The organism is Acinetobacter lactucae (genome assembly GCF_013344765.1).
GTDB lineage: Bacteria > Pseudomonadota > Gammaproteobacteria > Pseudomonadales > Moraxellaceae > Acinetobacter > Acinetobacter lactucae_A.
In genome coordinates this window covers 1-18,210 of record NZ_JABVBF010000058.1, presented here as the reverse complement: position 1 = coordinate 18,210, position 18,210 = coordinate 1, and the positions used below count along the sequence as shown (strand labels likewise).

Genomic DNA, 18,210 nt, shown 5'->3' with positions numbered 1-18,210 from the left:
TAGGAAATATTTCTCAATTTATAAATACATATGGATATAAAGAATATGCAATTCAAAATATTGAGTTGTACCAAAATTTAGTCAAAAATATAGACAATAATTTAATCAATATTGTTGTGTGTTCATCAGGATTCATGACTTATCCAAATGAACTCACAACTAATTACCACCAAATAAAGAAACACATTGAAGATCATCATTTAACGTTTTTACTCTTACCTTCTTTCGAGTTAGAAATTTGTGTAAAGGAAATTGTAAATAGACAGTTACAACGCAAGTATTTAAACGACTCCGCCAAAAGTGAAGAGCGTAAAATTAGAAATCGTTTCCCTTTATATATAAATTTAAAATGTCAAAAAATATTAACTAACCAATCACCATCAAAAATAGCATTCAAGCTATATAAACAAATTTTTAAATAAGAACTCTATGTTAGAAACAGAACGTTTAATTTTACGACCATTCCTTGAAGAAAACCTACCTATTATGCTGGAGATGCTTCAAGACAAAGATTTTATGGCTTTTTCACCTCATGGTGCCTTATCCACTAAAGCCGCACAGATTCGATTTTTAGAAATTTTAGAGCACTATAAAAATCATAATTTTGGCAAAATGGCCATCGTCTCAAAACAGACTCATAAAATTATTGGTTATTGTGGTTTTGAAACTTGTGAGGTTGATGGCAAGACAGAGGCTGAGCTAGGTTTTAGGCTTATTAAAAGTGAACGAAATAAAGGCTATATTGTTGAAGCTTCACTAAAATTATTAGAAGACATGAAAAATCGAAACTTTAAGCATGTGATCGCTTTTTCAGAAAAAGATAATTTACCTGCCCACAATCTATTAAACAAACTTGGTTTTGAAAAAACAAACTCATCTAATTACATGAATATGGATGTTATCTTTTTTAGGAAAGAACTTTAAATTTTTAAAGCATTATTTCAAAGATATTTTGAGAGAGATAGTATCTAACCCTTTCTAAAAACCAGCCTATAAACGTCAATCATAAAACATAAGAATTCACACAAAATTCACGATGAGCTCTTTAATTTAAACTTATAAAGTTGGCTTGGATATCGACATGAAAATTATAACTACAGCCATAGGGCTGATTAGTTTAGTAGGTTTAACCGCATGTAAAAGTGTACCTAGTTACTCAGGTGACTATGGCAAAGCTGAACAAAAAATTAATGGAATAGCATTAAATGACCAACAGGCACTAGATATCGGCAATCGTTTTGTTGCCGCATTTAATACGCTTGGTACCCCTTCTTTTGTGAATAATGCCAGCAATCTTTACGCTGATCAGCTGTATATCAATGACACACTCTCGCAGTTCTCTCAAAAAAAAGATCTCATTAAGCATTTTGAAGGTATGAATGCCCGAGTGAGTAATGTCACTGTAAAACTCATTAGTGCAACTCATCACCAAGATACAGCCTACATTCATTGGTACATGACCTATGACTTTAAAATGTTAGGTCGCTCAAAAACCATGGCTTCTTATGGAATTAGTCAAATTAAGATTAATGACCAACAAAAAATTATTTTCCAGCAAGATTATTGGGATCCAGCGAATGGCCTCTACCGTTCTTTACCAATATTTGGAGGAGTATATAAATGGGTATTGCCGTTCAAAAAAGTCGAATCTTAATATTTCTGGGAATCTTAATCGTATCTCAAGCGAACGCGGCTGAACTGAAAAAATGCAGTTCAGCGCCTTTAATGGTCACGAGTAAGAAGGTAGGAAATGTCAGTTACTTTGCTGAAGATTGTCAGAAAAATTGGCAAACTCAAAGCATCAAAATGGACTTTAGCTATGACCGAGATATTCCCGAGTGGGCATTTAAACGCGCAGCAAGCCATTTTTTAAAGAAAAATGTTAGCGGCTTTGATGCTAAATCTCCGCTGAATCATATTAATGAACTATATAGGCCAATTAAGAGTGGCGATTTATATAGTCTCTCCTATGAATATGAAAATCAAAAACTAGAACTAAAATTAAACCAGAAGTTACTCGGTTCTTTAAACAATCCGAATGCAAATCAATATTTTAAAATCTGGTTTGGTCAAGAACCTTTTAATGCTAAATTAAAACAACAACTATTAAATTAATGGCTTAATAAAATCTCATGGGTAATCACTTTATCCTCATGGTTGAGGACCATTTTGAACTCGCAGCAACGGTCTGCGAATTTCTTGAAGTGCATGGTTATGTCGTCGATCATGCACGTAATTTAGATGCTGCTCGAACTTTTCTCAAATCTCAGCATTATCATCTTTTGCTGCTCGACATAAATTTGCCCGATGGCTCGGGTTATGACCTATGCAACTGGCTACGCACCGAACAAGGCATTGATATTCCCGTCCTTATGCTGACAGCAAGAGACACTTTAGATGACAAACTTAAAGGCTTTACTGCTGGAACAGATGATTATTTGGTAAAACCTTTTGACTTTAATGAATTAGTCATGCGGATTCGTGCCTTAATAAAAAGAGCTGCTGGTGAGGTCACTCATCATAAAATTCAGATTCATGACTTAATTCTTGATAGTGCAACTCAAACCGTGGTTCGTGCCGGCAATAATATCGAGTTACCCCCTATTCAATTTAAACTGTTAAAAATTTTGATGCGCCAGTCTCCTAAAGTGGTAACTAAGCAAGAACTCATGATGGAGCTATGGGGAGACGAAGAACCTGAAAGTGATGCGTTACGCAGTCATATCTACAACCTAAGAAAAATGGTGGATAAACCTTTTGACCCAAAGCTATTACACACAGTGGCAGGTGTCGGTTTAAAAATTTCTTTAGAAAATTCTGATAACTAACTCAAATAAACCACAACAATTAAGCCAGTGGATAGCTCCAAATTCAGTTCAGGATGAGTGGTTAAATAATATTGTCGATCAAACAACTCCACTCTCCACCCTAATTGTTTGCACAGTTTTTGTACTAATTGCAAACCAATTCCATGACCTTTTGCTTTTAAAGAGAGTTGCGAGTCGCTGAGCTCTTGTACCTTCACATCATTAGGTAAAGAAATTCCAATTCCATTATCTGCAATAATTAGGCTATTTTTTTGTTGAATAATGTCAATTTGTGATCCTTGAGAATAGTTCAATGCATTACGTAAAATATTACCTAGAACCATTTTGGTCATAGAGGGATATAACCAACGTGGCTGTTCGGCTGAGTCTGGGTGAATATGAATATGTATTCCTTTACTGACACTTACTGCTTCTAAACTTTCAACTAGATCCTTTACCGTTTTAGATAATAAATTTTTCTCAGACGGCAAATTTTTTACAGTATTACGTGCAATCGCAAGTAATGTATCGACAAGCAACTGCATATCTTCGATTGTGTTATGAAGGCGAACTAAAGATTTATCATCTCCATACTTCGCCTGACAAAGTTGCACATTACCTTTTAAAATGGTGAGCGGAGTGCGCAACTCATGGCTCACATCTCCGGTAAACTCTCTTTCGCGTCGAATAAAATCACTTAAAACCTGATGATATTTTTCCAACGCTTGTTTGAGATATTCGGCTTCCATGTTGCCATTGGTATTAATATCTTTAAATGGAGATGCTTGAGTGTCTTGATGTGCCCAGTCAATATTTTCTAAAGCATTTGCCAAACGTGTAATTGGGGAAAAATAGCGTCTTGCTCTTCGGTTTGACCACCACAAAAAGCTATATAAAACCGACAAGCTGAACATCAGCGGTGCAAGGCCAAATAACCAGATCAGCTTGTTGACATTGCTTTCGCCAAATACCAACAAAACATGCTGACCATTACGTTCACCGTATACCGTCATCCGCTCTTTACCATCAACAAATATTCGGTGCACGCCACTTTCTAAACGCATGCCGCGAAAAGGTTGAGGCGCAACCTGTGTATTCCATCGATATCCATATAAATTTTTGGTATCTGGTAAATCTGCATCAGGGTTACGGTCTATGCGTGACCAGTAATGTTCCATTTCCTGCTCTAAAGCAGTTTTAAGTAAAGAGCCTTTAATGACCCAAGCACTACAAGCCAACCCGACCACGATCGATAGTGCAATCAGACCAATCTGCAACCAATAATATCGATTGAACATTTTGGCTAATGGATGACTCGCTTTGCCATCATGTCGAGTTTTTATCATATCTTTATCGCCGGGATAGGCTATAGAAATTACTATAATCTCTTTTTAAATAAAAAGTGACCAATGACCCATTCTTGACCTTGCTCAAAACCAAATAACTCAGCACAAGCCATGAAGAAAATACGCCAGCGTTGCCACCAAATATTGGCATCTTTTCCATAGATTTTTTTAAACAGCGGCTTCAATTCAACTTCTCGATTATCCATATTGTCAAGCCAAGCATTTGCGGTTCTCATATAGTTCTCACCCGACCACTGCCACTGCTGAGCCAATTCTAAATGCTCTTGAAAATGCAAAAAAGTTGACGTCGAAGGCATTAAACCGCCAGTAAAGAAATACTTGGACATCCAATCATAATCTGATTTTACTTCAAAAGGATAATGTAAAAAGCGATGGCAAAAAATATGACACCAAAGTAGCCCATCTGCCTTCAACCATCCCTGAATTTTCTCAAAAAGACGTTGATAGTTACGAACGTGTTCAAACATTTCAACCGATACAACCCGATCAAACTGAGCTTGGTCTAATTCGAGCACATTCACATCACAGGTGAGCACTTCAAGATTCGTTAAACCCTTCAACTTTGCTTGCCCAAGAATATGCTTTTTTTGCGTTGCAGAATTTGAAACAGCTGTAATCTGTGAGCGCGGATAGTTTTCTGCCATCCACAAAGTTAAAGAACCCCATCCACAGCCTAGCTCTAAAATTTGTTGACCGCTTTTAAGTTGTGCTCTTTCACAATAAAGCTGAAGTGCAAGCTCTTCTGCCTGATCTAAAGTAGTTGTTTTAGTCGGAAAATAACATGCACTATATTTGAGTCTTTTTCCAAGCACCGCCTGAAAAAACTCGGTCGGCAATTCATAGTGCTGCTCGTTTGCCTTATCCGTTTCAACGGCAATTTCGCTCTTCTTCAGCATATTCAGCACATCCATGTAGCGCTGCGCCCCTTGTTCAGGGTCATAACGGCCTTCTTGGATTAAGCGCTTTTTACTTAAAGCACGAATTGCAGCTCGAATTGCATGATCTGGAATCACACCACTTTCAACAATTTTCAAAGACTGATGAACAATAAAATCCATATGCGCACCTATTTTTTGGGTTTTCGCGGAATAAACATTGATGTTTTTTGTTGATAATCAAGATAATTTTGACCGCGACTTTTAATTGCTTGTTTTTCACTAAATGGAATACCCGTGACGTAATATAAAAACAGCCACATCAGTAACGGATAAATCCACAATACATATTGGCCTGCCGCTAAACCAATGAGTGGATAGGCAAACCAGTGTAACCATTCAAAAAAATAATTTGGGTGACGTGAATAACGCCATAAACCCTGATCCATCGTTTTGCCACGATGATCTGGATTTAATTTAAATCGATATAACTGCTGATCAGCGATCTGCTCTCCAATAAAGGCAATCGCCATGATGACGGCCGCAATCACTAAAGTGACTTTATATCCACTACTCCATTCAGTTGCCTCTACATTGAGTAGCGTCCACATCGGCAAAAAGAATAAAAGCACTAAAAGTGTTTGAAAGATAAAAAAGAATAAAAAGCCAATATGCTGAAACTTACCCATCGCCTTACGCATGTTCGCGTAACGGCCATCTTCTTTTTGTTCAGATTGATAACGTCTTAACAGATGCCAAAATAATCTTAAAAACCATAAGCCGCTAAAAATACCAATAAAAAGTCGTACTTCAACTGGGGCAACTGAAATGAGTAAAGAAGACACAATAATGTTTACTGCCAGACAAAAACTCCATGCAGCATCTACTATTCCAGCTCGGCCATTTGCTGTGGCAAGTAGCCAGCTCAGCAACATGATCATTAAATCTAGAATCAGTAAATTCCAAAACATGAGCAGTCTCCTTACTTGAGCTGTTTGATTTAGTAACTGGTACTTTCAAACAACAAGTGAACATTGCTTATCACGCCTTCTTTAAAACCGCCTTCGCAATAACATAAATAGAAATCCCACATGCGGATGAAGTTTTCATCAAAACCGAGAGCCAATACTTCTTCTCGTGCTGCTAAAAAACGCGCTCGCCAGTGATGAAGTGTTTGTGCATAACTTAAACCAATGTCATTTAACTGCTTTAGCCTTAAACCACTTTCAGAAGCAGTTTGAGTTAATACACTTATGCTAGGAATGAAGCTACCGGGGAAAATATAGCGCTTAATATAATCAACTGTATTTAATGCTTTTTTATACCGGAAATCTTCAATAGTAATGGCTTGAATAAATGCCAAACCTTTCGGTTTTAAGAGGGCTTTGCATTGATCAAAATATGTCGACAAATATTGAGCACCAACGGCCTCAACCATTTCAATTGAAACAAGCTTGTCGAACTTTCCTTCAAGTAAGCGGTAGTCTTTGAGTTGCACATCAATTCGATGTGCTAAGCCTGCGTCATTTACACGAGTAATGGCTTCATCATATTGAGCTTGTGAAATGGTAATGGTGGTTACTCTACAGCCATAATGTTGAGCTGCATAAATTGCAAAACCACCCCACCCACTTCCAATTTCAACCAAATGATCTAGCGGTTTTAAATCTAACTTTTTACAGATGATCTCTTTTTTTAAATCAGATGCTTCTTCGAGGGTCATGTTTTCATTTTCAAAAACGGCGCTCGAATACATTAAAGACGGATCTAAAAATAATTTAAAAAAGTCGTTACTTAAGTCATAGTGCTCAGCAATATTTTTACGGCTACCACTTATAGAGTTCTTTCGATTTTGATACCAAGCTTTAAGAAAAAATTGGCTCGCTTGAGCAATTACATTCTGGTTGATTTGATCCAATACAGCTCGGTTACGCGCCAAGATCTGAATCAACTCTACAAGTTGCTCACTGCTCCAGTCACCACGGATATAGCCTTCCGCTGCTCCCAAAACACCATTTTTTAAAATGAGATCCATCAGCAAAGGATTGTGAACTTCAATCACAGCATGTAAGTCTGAAACTTCACCGACCGTCCCATTCCACGCGCCCTGAAAAGTGATCTGTCCATGACGTAGTTTGAGAAGACTCTTGAGCAGTAACGGTAGTGAGTCATCTTCACCATACAGAAATGTTTTTATCATGTCTTATCTACCTTGATCTTTTTAGGATGACGATAAAATGGAACTTTTTTTCGCCACAACTTAAATGCCTCTAAATATATTGAAAACAACATTTTAAAAGGCGCTAGGCTGTTCATAAGAGCATATCGATATTGCTGTGAAGGAAATGTGATGGGCTCAAGCTCAAAACGCATAGTCGCGTCAAAGACTTGTTTTTGCTCTTCAAAGAGCTGGATGTGAATGACATTTTGCTGATCTGAAAAACTAAATCGCCAACGGTAAGTCAACTGCATGGGCATAAATGGCGAAACATGAAATGATTTTTCAAAGTTAAAATCGAAACTTTGATAGTCACCCACCTGTCCTTGTTGTTTTATACAGTCGTGTATATAGACTTTGCGTTCATTCCACGGGGTATTAGTGATTTCACTGACAATAAATACAGGTTTTCCAGTTTTATTTAAAACAAAATAAAATACGACCGAATTAAACCTAAAACCCAAACAACGAGGTAAAGCCAAGACTCTGATTTGCCAGTCTGGCCGAAGATGTGAGTTGTTATTTTGCAGTATCGCTTTCTCGACTCGATCCCTGATAGAACCGCGATACATATTTAAAAAATCTTCTTCAGATAGTTTTAATACATTCCACTGATCCGTCGACCAAAGAGAGCAATCTTTTGTAATATCATCTAATTGATCTGGATCGAACCATAAGTAATTTAAGGTCGATGTGAATTGATGCTGTTTGGGGCTATAGCGTCGGTGACGAATAAGTGTAGGAGCTATAGCAAGTTTATTTAATAACATTTGAAAAGCTCCTTACCTATTTCTATAAGTGTAAAATTTGCTCTACAACACGTGCTGCACTGCGGGCACCATCCTCATGGAAACCCCAGCCCCAATACGCTCCACAAAATGAAGTTCTGTTTTGTCCGTTAATTTCTTGCCAACGAGATTGAGCTTGAATCGCTTTTGCATCAAACACAGGATGACGATATTTACGCTCAACCAAGATGTCTTCAACTTTAATTTTCATATTTGGATTTAACGTAGAAAAAATCTGAGTAGCGCAGGATAAATTCTGCAGATTATTCATCCAGTAGGTGAAACCATAATGTATGTCGGACTCATCGTTTTGAACTTGATAAGTTGGTGTTACATGTACATGCCAGCTTGCCCATTGCAAACGACTTTTAGGCATAATTGAAAGATCACGATGGACGACCATTCGATTATCTTGATAACCAAATTGGCTTAATATTTCTTGTTCAAGCTCTGACGCATCTTTAATTAAACTTAGGCTATCGTCAGCGTGGCTTGCAAAAATCACCCAGTCATATTGGGCTTGCCCTTCAATAGTTTCGATCAAAACTGTTTCTGGTGAACGACTCACAGCTTTTACTTCAGCAAATTTCCACTCAATGGATGGGCAATTCTTTTGAATAGCTCGAATATAGCTTGCTGAACCATGTTTAACCGTTTGCCATTGCGGCCGCTCTTTTAGCTGTAACATGCGGTGATGTTGAAAAAAGCTCACTACAAATCGATATGGAATTTTGCTTACCTGCTCAACCGGAGCAGACCATAAGGCACCGCACATCGGATAAAGATGCTCATAACGGAACTCATGACTATATTTATGGAGGTCTAAATAGTCTTCAATAGATAAATTAGGATCAATATCTGTAACATCTATATCTTTATTATCATCATAAAAACGCAGCAAATCTGAGAGCATTTGCAGGAATTTACGGTTTAAAAAGTTCTGCGGACGGGCAAAGAGCGACCATTTTTTTGAAGGATTGTATTGAAGTCCACTGACCAGATTATTCACCGAAAAACTCATATCGCTGCTTTGAGTTTCTACGCCTAATTTTTTAAGCATGGCAGTAAATAACGGATAGTTGTACTCGTTAAACACGATAAAACCACTATCTACCGCGACTTTAGCATCTTCTATCTCTAGCTCGTGAGTGTCAGTATGACCACCAAAATAGTTATTTTTTTCATACACAGTGACTTGATGTTGTCCTGACAATCTCCAAGCTGCGTAAAGTCCAGATATACCTGAACCAATAATGGCAATTTTCATAACACTTCACCGTTTTCAATTTTCTCTATCGATAAGTCTTTAATCTTTTTATATTGATAGACCTTGTCTGGTACGGGCTTTAGCCCCCACACCAAACCAAATAAAGACATCAGTTTGAGCACATAAAAGGTGATATCAATCTGCCACCAATAAAAACCTTGACGCACACTGCCAGCGTAAAAGTGATGGTTGTTGTGCCATCCCTCACCCAAGGTAATTAAAGAAAGAAGGAAGTTATTACGACTGTCATCTGGGGTATTAAACTCACGTGTGCCATAACGATGAGCGAGTGAATTAATACACAAGGTTGCATGTGTTAATAGAACAGTGGAAATCACAAATCCCCACACTAAAAGCTGTAAACCATTGGTACCCAACTCAGGGAAATGTTGTGCAAGCCACGAACCTAAACCATAAATTGCTAAGGCCGTCAAAATCACAATAGGCAAACTAAATCGATCTAACCAAATCAGCTCTGGATATTTCAACCAGTCTTTAATGACTTTTTTTCGAGTAGCAAAATTTTGCTCATTTAAAAACCAGCCTACATGCGAATACCAAAAGCCTGCTTTCGCTGAATGCGGGTCCTGATCGGTGTCGGTAAAATGATGGTGATAACGGTGATGTGCTGCCCACCATAACGGTCCACGCTGTGCACTCATCGTTCCGATCAGTATAAAAATGAATTGAACAATACGTGATGTCTGAAAAGTTTTATGCGAAAGATAGCGGTGGAAAAAAGCGGTAATTGCAAACATGCGAATAAAATAAAAACCAAGCATGAAGATCACCGCAAACCAAGATACGCCCACCCAAAACGCAGCTAAACAAGCGATATGCAATAAAATAAAAGGAATAATTCTTAACCATTGAATGTTCTTTTCAATGACATATTCGCTAGAAGTACCCACTTGCGCATTTTCTGAATCTGACCAGCTATCGATCCAGCGCAGAAAAAATTTAGACATTGATTCTTCCTGATCTAAAGCATTTCTTTTGGTTCTAATTTAGAAAATGCGCAATGAATTTTATGTGAAGTTCACTCGGTTACGAGATAAATATAAGCATCTACGCAACCAGCATTTCACTATTTAGACTGTGTTGTCTTAACGAGTTTAGAAACGTCGTAGCCATAGCTTTTTGCGGTTTGCAGATAAGACTGATATGTCGCCTCATCAATTTGAGGACTACGAGAAAGAATCCATAAATATTTCTGGCTTGGGCCACCCACTAAAGCAACCTGATAATCTTGGTCAACTCTTAAAACCCAGTAATCGCCTTTTGTAAAAGGAATCCATCTTAGGCCAGAAGGTAAAAAGCTCACCTTCAATTTACTGTTACCTTCATTTTGTGGATAAGCCACACCTTCAGATGAGATCATTTCGCCTTTTTTAGTCGTACAACTATTTAAAACACCAACTGTTTTGTCCGCGTTAATAGAATAGTTTGCAGTTGTATTGGCTACACAATTACGCTGAAAAAACATCGGTAAATGCGCAATTTCATACCACTTACCCGCATATTTATTAATATCAATAGAATCAACAGCCACAGGTTTAGTATTGGTGTCTGCAAAGGTGCTCAAAGGAAGCGTTAAGCTCACCGCTGCAAGGCTACTGCTGATGATGAGTGACTTAAATAATAATTTCATGATGACCCTCTTCTGTTTGTTTCATATGTTTAAACATAAGTCAGAGGGCTGTGAACAAAGTGTGAATTTTAAAAATTAAAGAACATTAATAAAGATTTAATTGTATTCCTTTGGCGTATCTGCAACTGGAAAATCAAGCTCAAAGCACACCCCCTCGACGGTGTTATAAACTCGATAGCGGCCATGATGTAGATCCATAATTGAAGCAACAATCGACAAACCTAATCCACCTGTTTGATTCTCATCACTTCGACTTGAATGGCATTGGTAGAATCTTTCAAAAAGATGCTCAAGTTGATGTTCAGCAATTGAAATACCACCCGTTACCACAGTTAGGCTGACCGATTGCCTATGTTCAATCATCTTATGTTTTGTTGCGATATAAATAGTTCGCTTGTTACCACCGTGAACCAACGCATTTAAAATAAGGTTATAAACGGCTCTTTGAAAAAGCTCAGGATCTGCAAATAAGGTTTGAGCTTCTAAGTTAAAACTAAAATGACAGTCTTGTTCCTCGGCCTGATATTCAAAAATCTGGTGTAGCCTATCCATAACATCTTGGAGATTTATTTCTTGTTTGTTTACAAGAACCATTTTCTGATCGGCTCTTGCCAAGAAAAGCATGCTATCAATCATGCGTTTTAATCTGTGGTAATCGTCTAAATGAGAAACCAATAAATCTTCATATTGCTCAACCGAACGTTCGCCAGTTAAAGTAATCTCGGTTTGCCCAATCAGATTATTTAAAGGTGTGCGGAACTCATGTGCGATATCTTCAGAAAAACGGTTGAGCTGGGTATAGCCCTTTTCAATACGCTCAAGCATGTGATTTATATCTTTTGAAAGTAGCTCAACTTCTAAAGGTGAATTTGAGAGGTTTAATCGTTTCTGTAGCTGATTTACGTTAATAGAATGAGTTTGTTTGCGAAGCTGTTGTAGCGACCTTAAACCAAGATGACAAGCTAAAATACAAAGCACAAAGATTGCAAGCACGCCCCCGACCACATACATCAATAGACTTTCTTGAAAAGGTAAAAGAATATTGATGCGTTCCGACCATTGTTTACCTGCAATGAGCAGATAAGGCTCGTCATTAATTTTTATGGTTTTCCAAGCAATTCGTGTTGGATATGAGTTGTTGGTTAAATCTTGAAACTGAAGACTGTTGCGCTGTGCAAGCTCAGGTAACTGAATGTGGAGCGGATTGATATTAATTAAAGTTTTGTCTTTATGGATGAGTAGAAACAAGTTGTCTTGGTTGCCCAGCATATTTTGATACAGCTTGGGCCGCGCAATGATTTGCTCTACATTTTCGCTATCTTGTAGCAAAATTTCCAAACGGTTAATTCTGTCTGCTAAAGCTTTATCTTGTTGCTTTAATAAAATTTGGTTAATACCTAAATAGGTCATAAAACCGACGGAACATAAAATTAAGGCAGAACAGAGCGTGACCAGTAATGTAATACGGACTTCAAGAGAACGCAGAAATTTAAAGTTCATAAGCTAACCGAAATTTTATAGCCCAAGCCACGGATGGTATGAATGAGTTTTAATTCATATCCTTCATCAATTTTGCTTCGTAAACGGCGTACTGCCACATCAATAAAATTAGTATCGGTATCAAAGTTAATATTCCACACTTCGGAACCAATTTGCCTGCGCGTCACGATTTGCTCTTTATTGATCAATAGATAGCGCAATAAATTAAATTCGGTTTTGCTCAGCTCAATTAAGTTGCCATTACGCCATACTTTATGTCCGACCAAATCCATTTTTAAATCACTGATAGACAGCTCGTTTTCTTGTAGATACTGCTGTCTTCTTAATAGGCTTTTAATACGTGCTAACAATTCAATATAAGAAAATGGTTTAGCCAAGTAATCATCTGCACCTAACTCCAACCCTTTGACTCTATCTATCACCTGATCTTTTGCGGTTAAGAAAATCACCGGGATTTTTGAAAACTGGCGTAGGACCTGTAATACGCTCCAGCCGTCTATGTCCGGCAACATGACATCAAGAATAAGCAAATCATATTGATCTCTCTTTAGCATTTCCAAACCTTGCAGCCCTAAGTGAACGCACTCCGCTTGATATCCAGACTCTTTTAATCCTTTAACCAAATAAGTGGCGATCTTGATCTCGTCTTCAATAATAAGGATACGCATTTTGTAGAGACTCATTTGAAAGATGACAACTTTGTAATGTGATTGTCACGCTTGAAGTTAAGCAATTTGTTTAAGATTTTCAAAGCGACATAGAGGCAATCATTATGAAAAAATTGAACTGGCTGATGTTAACAGTCGTGCTATTCGGTAATAGTACTTTTGCACAGCCCCCTGCTTTGAATCAAGTTTATTCGTTAGATCTAAAAACTGCCCATCTGTTAGCCTACAGTGCGAAAGAGGCATGTAAAAAAATAAATCAAAACATTGCGGTCGTTGTTGTAGATCGCGGCGGTAATCTATTAACTGCCGAACGGCATGAGTTGGTGGGCCCGCATAACTTAATGGCTGCCGAGAAAAAAGCATATACCGCGTTATCTACCAAAACATCGACCTTAGTTTTAAGCCAAAACAGTAACCAAAACCCCGATGCAAAAAATTTAACCACCGTAGCGAATTTACTTTTGTTAGGCGGCGGCGTACCTGTTCGTTTTGAGAACCAAGTGATCGGCGCGATTGGAGTTGCGGGTGCTGGCGGCGCACAAAATGACAATCAATGTGCAAGCAAAGCCATTGAAACTGTTTTTAATTCATAAGGAGTTCACCATGACTAAATCATTTATTACTTTATCTTCGTTATTTATTGCTTCGGCTACGTTTGCTCAAACTAATCCGCTAAGTGTGCATGTGTTAAATCTAGAAACGGGTTTGCCATCTTCTCAAGTTGAAGTTGTTTTAGAAAAAAACACCAATAACCAGTGGGTGAAACTCAACCAGCAAGTGACTGATTCAAATGGTCGTATCACTGCGCTCTATCCAGAAAATAAAAAATTAGAGCAAGGGGTTTATAAAGTTACTTTTAAAACTGAAGACTGGTTTAAAAAGAACAAACAACAAACTTTTTTTGCCGAAGTACCTGTAATTTTTAAAGTAGATGGAAGCGTAAACCACTACCATATTCCTTTACTACTTAGCCCTTACGGTTATTCAACCTATCGCGGCAACTAAAATAGAAAACCCCTTTATCTGTTGTGCACAAATAAAGGGGTTCATTAAAAACAATGGGTTTTACGAACAAACCCCATTGCTAATAACCGATTTTTTGTTTGAATCCAGCGCCACAATTGAAGCAGAAACCGTATTAATAATTTGAGTCATCGCCTCACTTGAAGCATTCACAATCGCATCCATCTTTTTAGCTTTTTGATCAATCGGCTGTTTAAACGCAATTCGACAATTTAACTGAGATCCTGCATTCGTAATGACTTTTGCATTATTTGATTCTAATTGAGTCGGCGGTATTTGACGCTTCACCACCCAAGACACTGCAATATTGATATAACTCTTATCTACAATATCAAAATGAGAAAAGTCTGTAGAAACCCGATATAAAGGCTGATTGTTTCCAGCAAGTCCACTGCTATAACTGTCAATTGCACCCAATTTTTGCTGTAAACCCGCCGACAAGGTATCGCGTAATTGCGTGCCCATAGTTGAAGTCCAGCGTTCGTTATTTAAAACCGTAGACTTACCACTACTGTCTTGGAGCACCAGAGGTGCACGGTCCAATCGGTCTGGAATCCCAACTGGTAATACCTCAATCACCTGCACAGTTGATTTTATAGCCGCAGTAATTTTAGGGGACATGGTGTAATAGTTTGGCGTTGGCGAACTCGAACATGCCGTCATGGCAACTGCCGTTAAAAACAGGCCGCTCCCAACCAGCCATTTGACTGCTTGGGAATGTTGAAAAGATAGAGTATTTTTATTTTTCATCATCGGTCTCTGGTGTCTTACCACGAATAATTGATTCAGGATGTTGTTCAATATAGTCTGCCATTAACTGTAATGAAGCTGCCGCACGTGTCATTTGCTGTAAAGCTTTGCGTACGTCTTGTTGTAACGGCGCATCACTCGACAAAATAGACTCAGATGATCTTACGGTTTTACGAACATCGTCTAAGGTTGCTTGTAAACCAGGTGCAACTTTTCCATCCAACTGCTTAACCAGTTTGTCGGTAGACTCAATGGCTGTGTTCATATTGTTGAGCGTTTTACGTACATCTTGCCCAATCTCAACCAACGGGAATTTCGTTAACTTGTCAGCAATCTGAGAAACTTGTGCTTGTAAGCCACTGAGTTCAGTTGGTGTCGTTGGAATCACCACACGGTCATCACTCAAAATTTGTAATTTGGCTGGTTTAGCTTTAGGGAACTTATCTAGGGCAATGTAGTTTTGACCCGTGAGTAGATTGCCTGTTCTCATTTGAGCACGCCATCCGTGTTCAACAAAGTCTTTGAAGATTTCACTATTCGGATTAAGTGCCAAACCTTTTTCAACGCGTGAAGGATAAAAGACCGCATCAACACGCATACGCATCTGCTTATAGTTGTCAGTAAACTCGGCATTAATCGCTTTAACATTACCAACCTCAATGCCCATGAAGTCAATTGGCGCACCTACAGATAGTCCACGTAATGAATGATCAAAGTACATAATCACACCACGAGGTTGTCCATCCGGATCTTTCAATGCATCAGATTTAGAATCCCAAAGATTAAAGCGGCTATGATTTGCTGCTGTGGTCGCATGTGAGTTTTCAGGGTATCCAAAAGCAATACCACCCGCAACAATACTTGCAAGCGACTGGGTATCTAAATTAAAGCCAGAAGCATTTAAGGTCACATCAATCCCACTTGCCTGCCAGAAACGTGCATCGGTGGTCACAAACTTGTCATACGGTGCGCGAATAAAGGTTTGCAGTTCTACAGTTTTACCATCATCGGACAATTTATAGGCTGTAATTTGTCCCACATTAATTCGACGATAATAAATTGGAGAACCGACATCTAAAGACCCCAAATCATCTGCATTTAAGAAAAATTCTTTACCCGGTACATCAGAAGTAATCACTGGCGGTGTCTCCAAGCCAGTAAATTCGAGTTTTTTCTCTTCCGACTTACCACCGTCCACTTCAATATATGAACCTGACAATAAAGTGTCTATTCCTGAAACCCCACTGGTTCCAATACGTGGTCGTACTACCCAAAATCGTGAATCTTTTGCTGCAAAGTTACTCGCATCTTTACGCAAATCAATTCTGGCAATCACGTGTGAGCGGTCTTCTGAAAGATCAATCTGGCGTACTACGCCAATATCCACCTGTTTATAACGGACCGTTGTTTTACCAGCGACCAGTCCCTCAGCCGTCCTAAAAGAGACATCGATTGTAGGGCCGTGAGACAAGAGCGCTTTTACAGCTAATGAAAGCGCAATTAAAAGGGCGATCAATGGAATGAGCCAAATTAAAAGAGGCTTCCACCGACTTTTCTTTTCTTGGGGTTCTGGTAAATCATTCATGCTATCCAGTTCAACATCGGTATCACGACGATCTGAGTTACCAGGGGTTATTTCATTTTCAGACATACTCATTGTTCTTTTATTGACTGGGATTAATGGAATCATTATTCAACGGCGGATGTTCTGCCTGAATAATCTTTGGTTTTTTTGAAGCAAAAGACGAAGGTTTGTTTGTATTTTGAGATGCGTAGAAGTTATCCCAAATAAGTCGCGGGTCAAAACTTAAGGATGCAAACATGGTTAACACCACAACCGCGCCAAAAGCAATCGAACCTGGCCCTGCTAAAATAGTAGCAAGCGATTGAATCTGGATGAGTGCTGTTAAAAGTGCTACCACAAAAACATCGATCATTGACCAACGACCAATAAACTCGACAACTCGATATAATTTAACGCACTGCTCAGGTAAAAATTTCCAAGCTGACGATTGTTGAAGATATACAGCTACCAATAAAAAATACAAAATCAGTAACTTCAACATGGGAATAAAAATACTGGCCATAAAAATGACCACGGACACCAGATAGTCTCCGCTTTTCCAAAAGTAAATCACACCACTCATGATAGTATCTTGCTGACTACCCAAAAGTGAGTCGGTCACCGTCATTGGAAGTACATTGGCTGGAATATAAAGAATGGTCGCAGCCACCACTAAGGCAAAAGTTCGGTTTAAACTCGCTGGCTTACGTGCATGCAAGACGCTATTACACCGAATACAACGTAAAACTTGATGGCTTTGGTTAAGTCGCCTTTTTTCACTATGTGCAGAATTTACGACACCACAGCAGTGACACACAATTAATGAAAGATCTTTGGCTCTCGGATATTGCTTAAGCACCGAACCTTGCTGTGCGCTTTGTATTTGGGTCACATTTTTTATCGTTTTCATGGCAGTGACCTATCAATTTCGTTCCATATATCACTCACCTTTATGGAAGTAATATAAACCAACAATACACTCAAGATCGCAAATGCCCATAGCGCAATCTCGGGAATCACCAACACCATTCCGATTAACTTCACAAGCGTGACCAAAATCCCAATTAAGAACACCTCAACCATTCCCCACACTCTCATAAAATAAAGTGTGCGTAAGGCAAACACTAAAAATGCGGGTCTTCTCTTCAATATGCTTACTGTACCTAGTACATAGGAAAGTAATAAAAGATAAGTAAGCGGCACAACAAAGGTGGTGATTAAAATAAGGATGCCAACGAAAGCCCGATCATAATGAAACATCACCCAGACCGCACCAAGTAAAGTGGTTTCAGATGTATTTCCCTGTAATTCAATTTTTACAATGGGAAAGCTATTGGCAAGAATAAATACAATTAGGGCTGTTAGGATTAAAGCCAACAAGGTCGAAAAAGGTTTGGTGTGCCGATAGAGTTCAGCACCGCAGCATACGCAATAAGCTCTTTTTCCATAAGCAAGCGGGGTTCTACGATAGACTGTATCGCACTCCTCACAACCTGCTAATTCTTTAAGCCGCATAGTCATACTCTGAAATTTATAGTTTTTACTTAGTCAGAACTGCCTGCTACAACGCTTGCATAAAATTCTACTTCTAAGCAATGTGCCAAACTAATCTCATTTCTTCAAGAGAAAATTGAATAACGACTCTATGGTTTACTTGATTAAATTATAGAAATAACAGAAAAGAACAAAAGCTTTTAGTGGTTTCTTAAAGTTCTCAACATCATTTGTATAT

Annotated in this window: 21 protein-coding genes; 7 read left to right on the top strand and 14 right to left on the bottom strand. The window is 38.5% G+C overall.

The window, feature by feature from the left end:
• The 5 genes from HUN22_RS08050 to HUN22_RS08030 all read left to right on the top strand — a co-directional run.
• Positions 1-422: hypothetical protein (locus tag HUN22_RS08050; protein ID WP_174727901.1), on the top strand; the 422-nt coding region annotated here is incomplete at its 5' end.
• A 7-nt stretch (positions 423-429) separates the two neighbouring features.
• Positions 430-924 carry a GNAT family N-acetyltransferase gene (locus HUN22_RS08045; RefSeq protein WP_174727898.1) on the top strand — a complete coding sequence of 165 codons (495 nt, stop codon included), beginning with the start codon at positions 430-432 and terminating at the stop codon, positions 922-924.
• Between the two features lie 157 nt (positions 925-1,081).
• Entirely contained in the window at positions 1,082-1,654 is a 573-nt protein-coding gene (locus tag HUN22_RS08040; protein ID WP_217488111.1) for a nuclear transport factor 2 family protein, read from the top strand.
• Complete coding sequence (locus HUN22_RS08035; protein ID WP_174727895.1) at positions 1,621-2,115, top strand: chalcone isomerase family protein; 495 nt, start codon at positions 1,621-1,623, stop codon at positions 2,113-2,115. Before HUN22_RS08040 ends, HUN22_RS08035 begins: the two co-directional genes overlap by 34 nt.
• Before the next feature lie 17 nt (positions 2,116-2,132).
• Entirely contained in the window at positions 2,133-2,828 is a 696-nt protein-coding gene (locus HUN22_RS08030) for a response regulator transcription factor (RefSeq protein ID WP_174727894.1), read from the top strand.
• Here HUN22_RS08030 and HUN22_RS08025 read toward each other — a convergent pair.
• The 10 genes from HUN22_RS08025 to HUN22_RS07980 all read right to left on the bottom strand — a co-directional run bounded on the left by HUN22_RS08025 (position 2,825) and on the right by HUN22_RS07980 (position 13,141).
• Positions 2,825-4,153 (bottom strand): sensor histidine kinase, encoded by a 1,329-nt coding sequence (locus HUN22_RS08025; protein ID WP_174727891.1) that lies wholly within the window; start codon positions 4,151-4,153, stop codon positions 2,825-2,827. The two genes, HUN22_RS08030 and HUN22_RS08025, sit on opposite strands and share 4 nt — an antisense overlap.
• 32 nt (positions 4,154-4,185) lie before the next feature.
• Positions 4,186-5,232, bottom strand: a complete 1,047-nt coding sequence (locus tag HUN22_RS08020; protein WP_174727888.1) for an SAM-dependent methyltransferase — start codon at positions 5,230-5,232, stop codon at positions 4,186-4,188.
• An 8-nt stretch (positions 5,233-5,240) separates the two neighbouring features.
• Positions 5,241-6,020: a DUF1295 domain-containing protein gene (locus HUN22_RS08015; protein ID WP_174727885.1), complete on the bottom strand. Its 780-nt coding sequence runs from the start codon at positions 6,018-6,020 to the stop codon at positions 5,241-5,243.
• A gap of 29 nt (positions 6,021-6,049) precedes the next feature.
• Positions 6,050-7,249: an SAM-dependent methyltransferase gene (locus tag HUN22_RS08010; protein ID WP_174727883.1), complete on the bottom strand. Its 1,200-nt coding sequence runs from the start codon at positions 7,247-7,249 to the stop codon at positions 6,050-6,052.
• Positions 7,246-8,037 carry a DUF1365 domain-containing protein gene (locus tag HUN22_RS08005; protein ID WP_174727880.1) on the bottom strand — a complete coding sequence of 264 codons (792 nt, stop codon included), beginning with the start codon at positions 8,035-8,037 and terminating at the stop codon, positions 7,246-7,248. The genes HUN22_RS08010 and HUN22_RS08005 overlap by 4 nt, the downstream gene beginning before the upstream one ends.
• A 22-nt stretch (positions 8,038-8,059) precedes the next feature.
• A complete protein-coding gene (locus tag HUN22_RS08000) occupies positions 8,060-9,322 on the bottom strand; it encodes an NAD(P)/FAD-dependent oxidoreductase (RefSeq protein ID WP_174727876.1) in 1,263 nt (420 codons plus the stop codon).
• The gene (locus HUN22_RS07995) at positions 9,319-10,290 is read right to left on the bottom strand and encodes an acyl-CoA desaturase (RefSeq protein ID WP_174727873.1); all 972 of its coding nucleotides are present in this window, start codon (positions 10,288-10,290) and stop codon (positions 9,319-9,321) included. Before HUN22_RS07995 ends, HUN22_RS08000 begins: the two co-directional genes overlap by 4 nt.
• 119 nt (positions 10,291-10,409) lie before the next feature.
• Complete coding sequence (locus tag HUN22_RS07990) at positions 10,410-10,973, bottom strand: lipocalin family protein (protein WP_174727870.1); 564 nt, start codon at positions 10,971-10,973, stop codon at positions 10,410-10,412.
• A gap of 96 nt (positions 10,974-11,069) precedes the next feature.
• The gene (locus HUN22_RS07985; protein WP_174727867.1) at positions 11,070-12,473 is read right to left on the bottom strand and encodes a heavy metal sensor histidine kinase; all 1,404 of its coding nucleotides are present in this window, start codon (positions 12,471-12,473) and stop codon (positions 11,070-11,072) included.
• Positions 12,470-13,141, bottom strand: coding sequence for a heavy metal response regulator transcription factor (locus HUN22_RS07980; RefSeq protein WP_005039500.1), 672 nt, complete (start codon positions 13,139-13,141; stop codon positions 12,470-12,472). Before HUN22_RS07980 ends, HUN22_RS07985 begins: the two co-directional genes overlap by 4 nt.
• 125 nt (positions 13,142-13,266) lie before the next feature.
• On the opposite strand from HUN22_RS07980, the gene HUN22_RS07975 reads away from it, so the two are divergent.
• Together HUN22_RS07975 and uraH are read left to right on the top strand one after the other, a co-directional pair.
• Positions 13,267-13,734, top strand: coding sequence for a GlcG/HbpS family heme-binding protein (locus HUN22_RS07975; RefSeq protein WP_174727907.1), 468 nt, complete (start codon positions 13,267-13,269; stop codon positions 13,732-13,734).
• Between the two features lie 10 nt (positions 13,735-13,744).
• Positions 13,745-14,146 carry a hydroxyisourate hydrolase gene (uraH, locus tag HUN22_RS07970; protein ID WP_174727864.1) on the top strand — a complete coding sequence of 134 codons (402 nt, stop codon included), beginning with the start codon at positions 13,745-13,747 and terminating at the stop codon, positions 14,144-14,146.
• Positions 14,147-14,206: 60 nt separating this feature from the next.
• On the opposite strand, the gene HUN22_RS07965 is transcribed toward uraH, so the two are convergent.
• The 4 genes from HUN22_RS07965 to HUN22_RS07950 are packed head-to-tail and all read right to left on the bottom strand — an operon-like array spanning position 14,207 to position 17,993.
• A complete protein-coding gene (locus tag HUN22_RS07965) occupies positions 14,207-14,914 on the bottom strand; it encodes a PqiC family protein (RefSeq protein WP_174727861.1) in 708 nt (235 codons plus the stop codon).
• Positions 14,904-16,571 (bottom strand): intermembrane transport protein PqiB, encoded by a 1,668-nt coding sequence (locus tag HUN22_RS07960; protein WP_174727904.1) that lies wholly within the window; start codon positions 16,569-16,571, stop codon positions 14,904-14,906. The genes HUN22_RS07965 and HUN22_RS07960 overlap by 11 nt, the downstream gene beginning before the upstream one ends.
• 7 nt (positions 16,572-16,578) lie before the next feature.
• The gene (locus tag HUN22_RS07955) at positions 16,579-17,388 is read right to left on the bottom strand and encodes a paraquat-inducible protein A (RefSeq protein ID WP_174727857.1); all 810 of its coding nucleotides are present in this window, start codon (positions 17,386-17,388) and stop codon (positions 16,579-16,581) included.
• Positions 17,385-17,993, bottom strand: a complete 609-nt coding sequence (locus HUN22_RS07950; protein WP_087087822.1) for a paraquat-inducible protein A — start codon at positions 17,991-17,993, stop codon at positions 17,385-17,387. The genes HUN22_RS07955 and HUN22_RS07950 overlap by 4 nt, the downstream gene beginning before the upstream one ends.
• Between the last annotated feature and the right edge of the window lie 217 nt (positions 17,994-18,210).

Bases quoted from the DNA above. Each gene is read 5' to 3' on its own strand.
- HUN22_RS08045 (WP_174727898.1), top strand. From the start codon at position 430: ATGTTAGAAACAGAACGTTTAATTTTACGACCATTCCTTGAAGAAAAC.
- HUN22_RS08040 (WP_217488111.1), top strand. From the start codon at position 1,082: ATGAAAATTATAACTACAGCCATAGGGCTGATTAGTTTAGTAGGTTTA.
- HUN22_RS08035 (WP_174727895.1), top strand. From the start codon at position 1,621: ATGGGTATTGCCGTTCAAAAAAGTCGAATCTTAATATTTCTGGGAATC.
- HUN22_RS08030 (WP_174727894.1), top strand. From the start codon at position 2,133: ATGGGTAATCACTTTATCCTCATGGTTGAGGACCATTTTGAACTCGCA.
- HUN22_RS08025 (WP_174727891.1), bottom strand. From the start codon at position 4,153: ATGATAAAAACTCGACATGATGGCAAAGCGAGTCATCCATTAGCCAAA.
- HUN22_RS08020 (WP_174727888.1), bottom strand. From the start codon at position 5,232: ATGGATTTTATTGTTCATCAGTCTTTGAAAATTGTTGAAAGTGGTGTG.
- HUN22_RS08015 (WP_174727885.1), bottom strand. From the start codon at position 6,020: ATGTTTTGGAATTTACTGATTCTAGATTTAATGATCATGTTGCTGAGC.
- HUN22_RS08010 (WP_174727883.1), bottom strand. From the start codon at position 7,249: ATGATAAAAACATTTCTGTATGGTGAAGATGACTCACTACCGTTACTG.
- HUN22_RS08005 (WP_174727880.1), bottom strand. From the start codon at position 8,037: ATGTTATTAAATAAACTTGCTATAGCTCCTACACTTATTCGTCACCGA.
- HUN22_RS08000 (WP_174727876.1), bottom strand. From the start codon at position 9,322: ATGAAAATTGCCATTATTGGTTCAGGTATATCTGGACTTTACGCAGCT.
- HUN22_RS07995 (WP_174727873.1), bottom strand. From the start codon at position 10,290: ATGTCTAAATTTTTTCTGCGCTGGATCGATAGCTGGTCAGATTCAGAA.
- HUN22_RS07990 (WP_174727870.1), bottom strand. From the start codon at position 10,973: ATGAAATTATTATTTAAGTCACTCATCATCAGCAGTAGCCTTGCAGCG.
- HUN22_RS07985 (WP_174727867.1), bottom strand. From the start codon at position 12,473: ATGAACTTTAAATTTCTGCGTTCTCTTGAAGTCCGTATTACATTACTG.
- HUN22_RS07980 (WP_005039500.1), bottom strand. From the start codon at position 13,141: ATGCGTATCCTTATTATTGAAGACGAGATCAAGATCGCCACTTATTTG.
- HUN22_RS07975 (WP_174727907.1), top strand. From the start codon at position 13,267: ATGTTAACAGTCGTGCTATTCGGTAATAGTACTTTTGCACAGCCCCCT.
- uraH (WP_174727864.1), top strand. From the start codon at position 13,745: ATGACTAAATCATTTATTACTTTATCTTCGTTATTTATTGCTTCGGCT.
- HUN22_RS07965 (WP_174727861.1), bottom strand. From the start codon at position 14,914: ATGAAAAATAAAAATACTCTATCTTTTCAACATTCCCAAGCAGTCAAA.
- HUN22_RS07960 (WP_174727904.1), bottom strand. From the start codon at position 16,571: ATGAGTATGTCTGAAAATGAAATAACCCCTGGTAACTCAGATCGTCGT.
- HUN22_RS07955 (WP_174727857.1), bottom strand. From the start codon at position 17,388: ATGAAAACGATAAAAAATGTGACCCAAATACAAAGCGCACAGCAAGGT.
- HUN22_RS07950 (WP_087087822.1), bottom strand. From the start codon at position 17,993: ATGCGGCTTAAAGAATTAGCAGGTTGTGAGGAGTGCGATACAGTCTAT.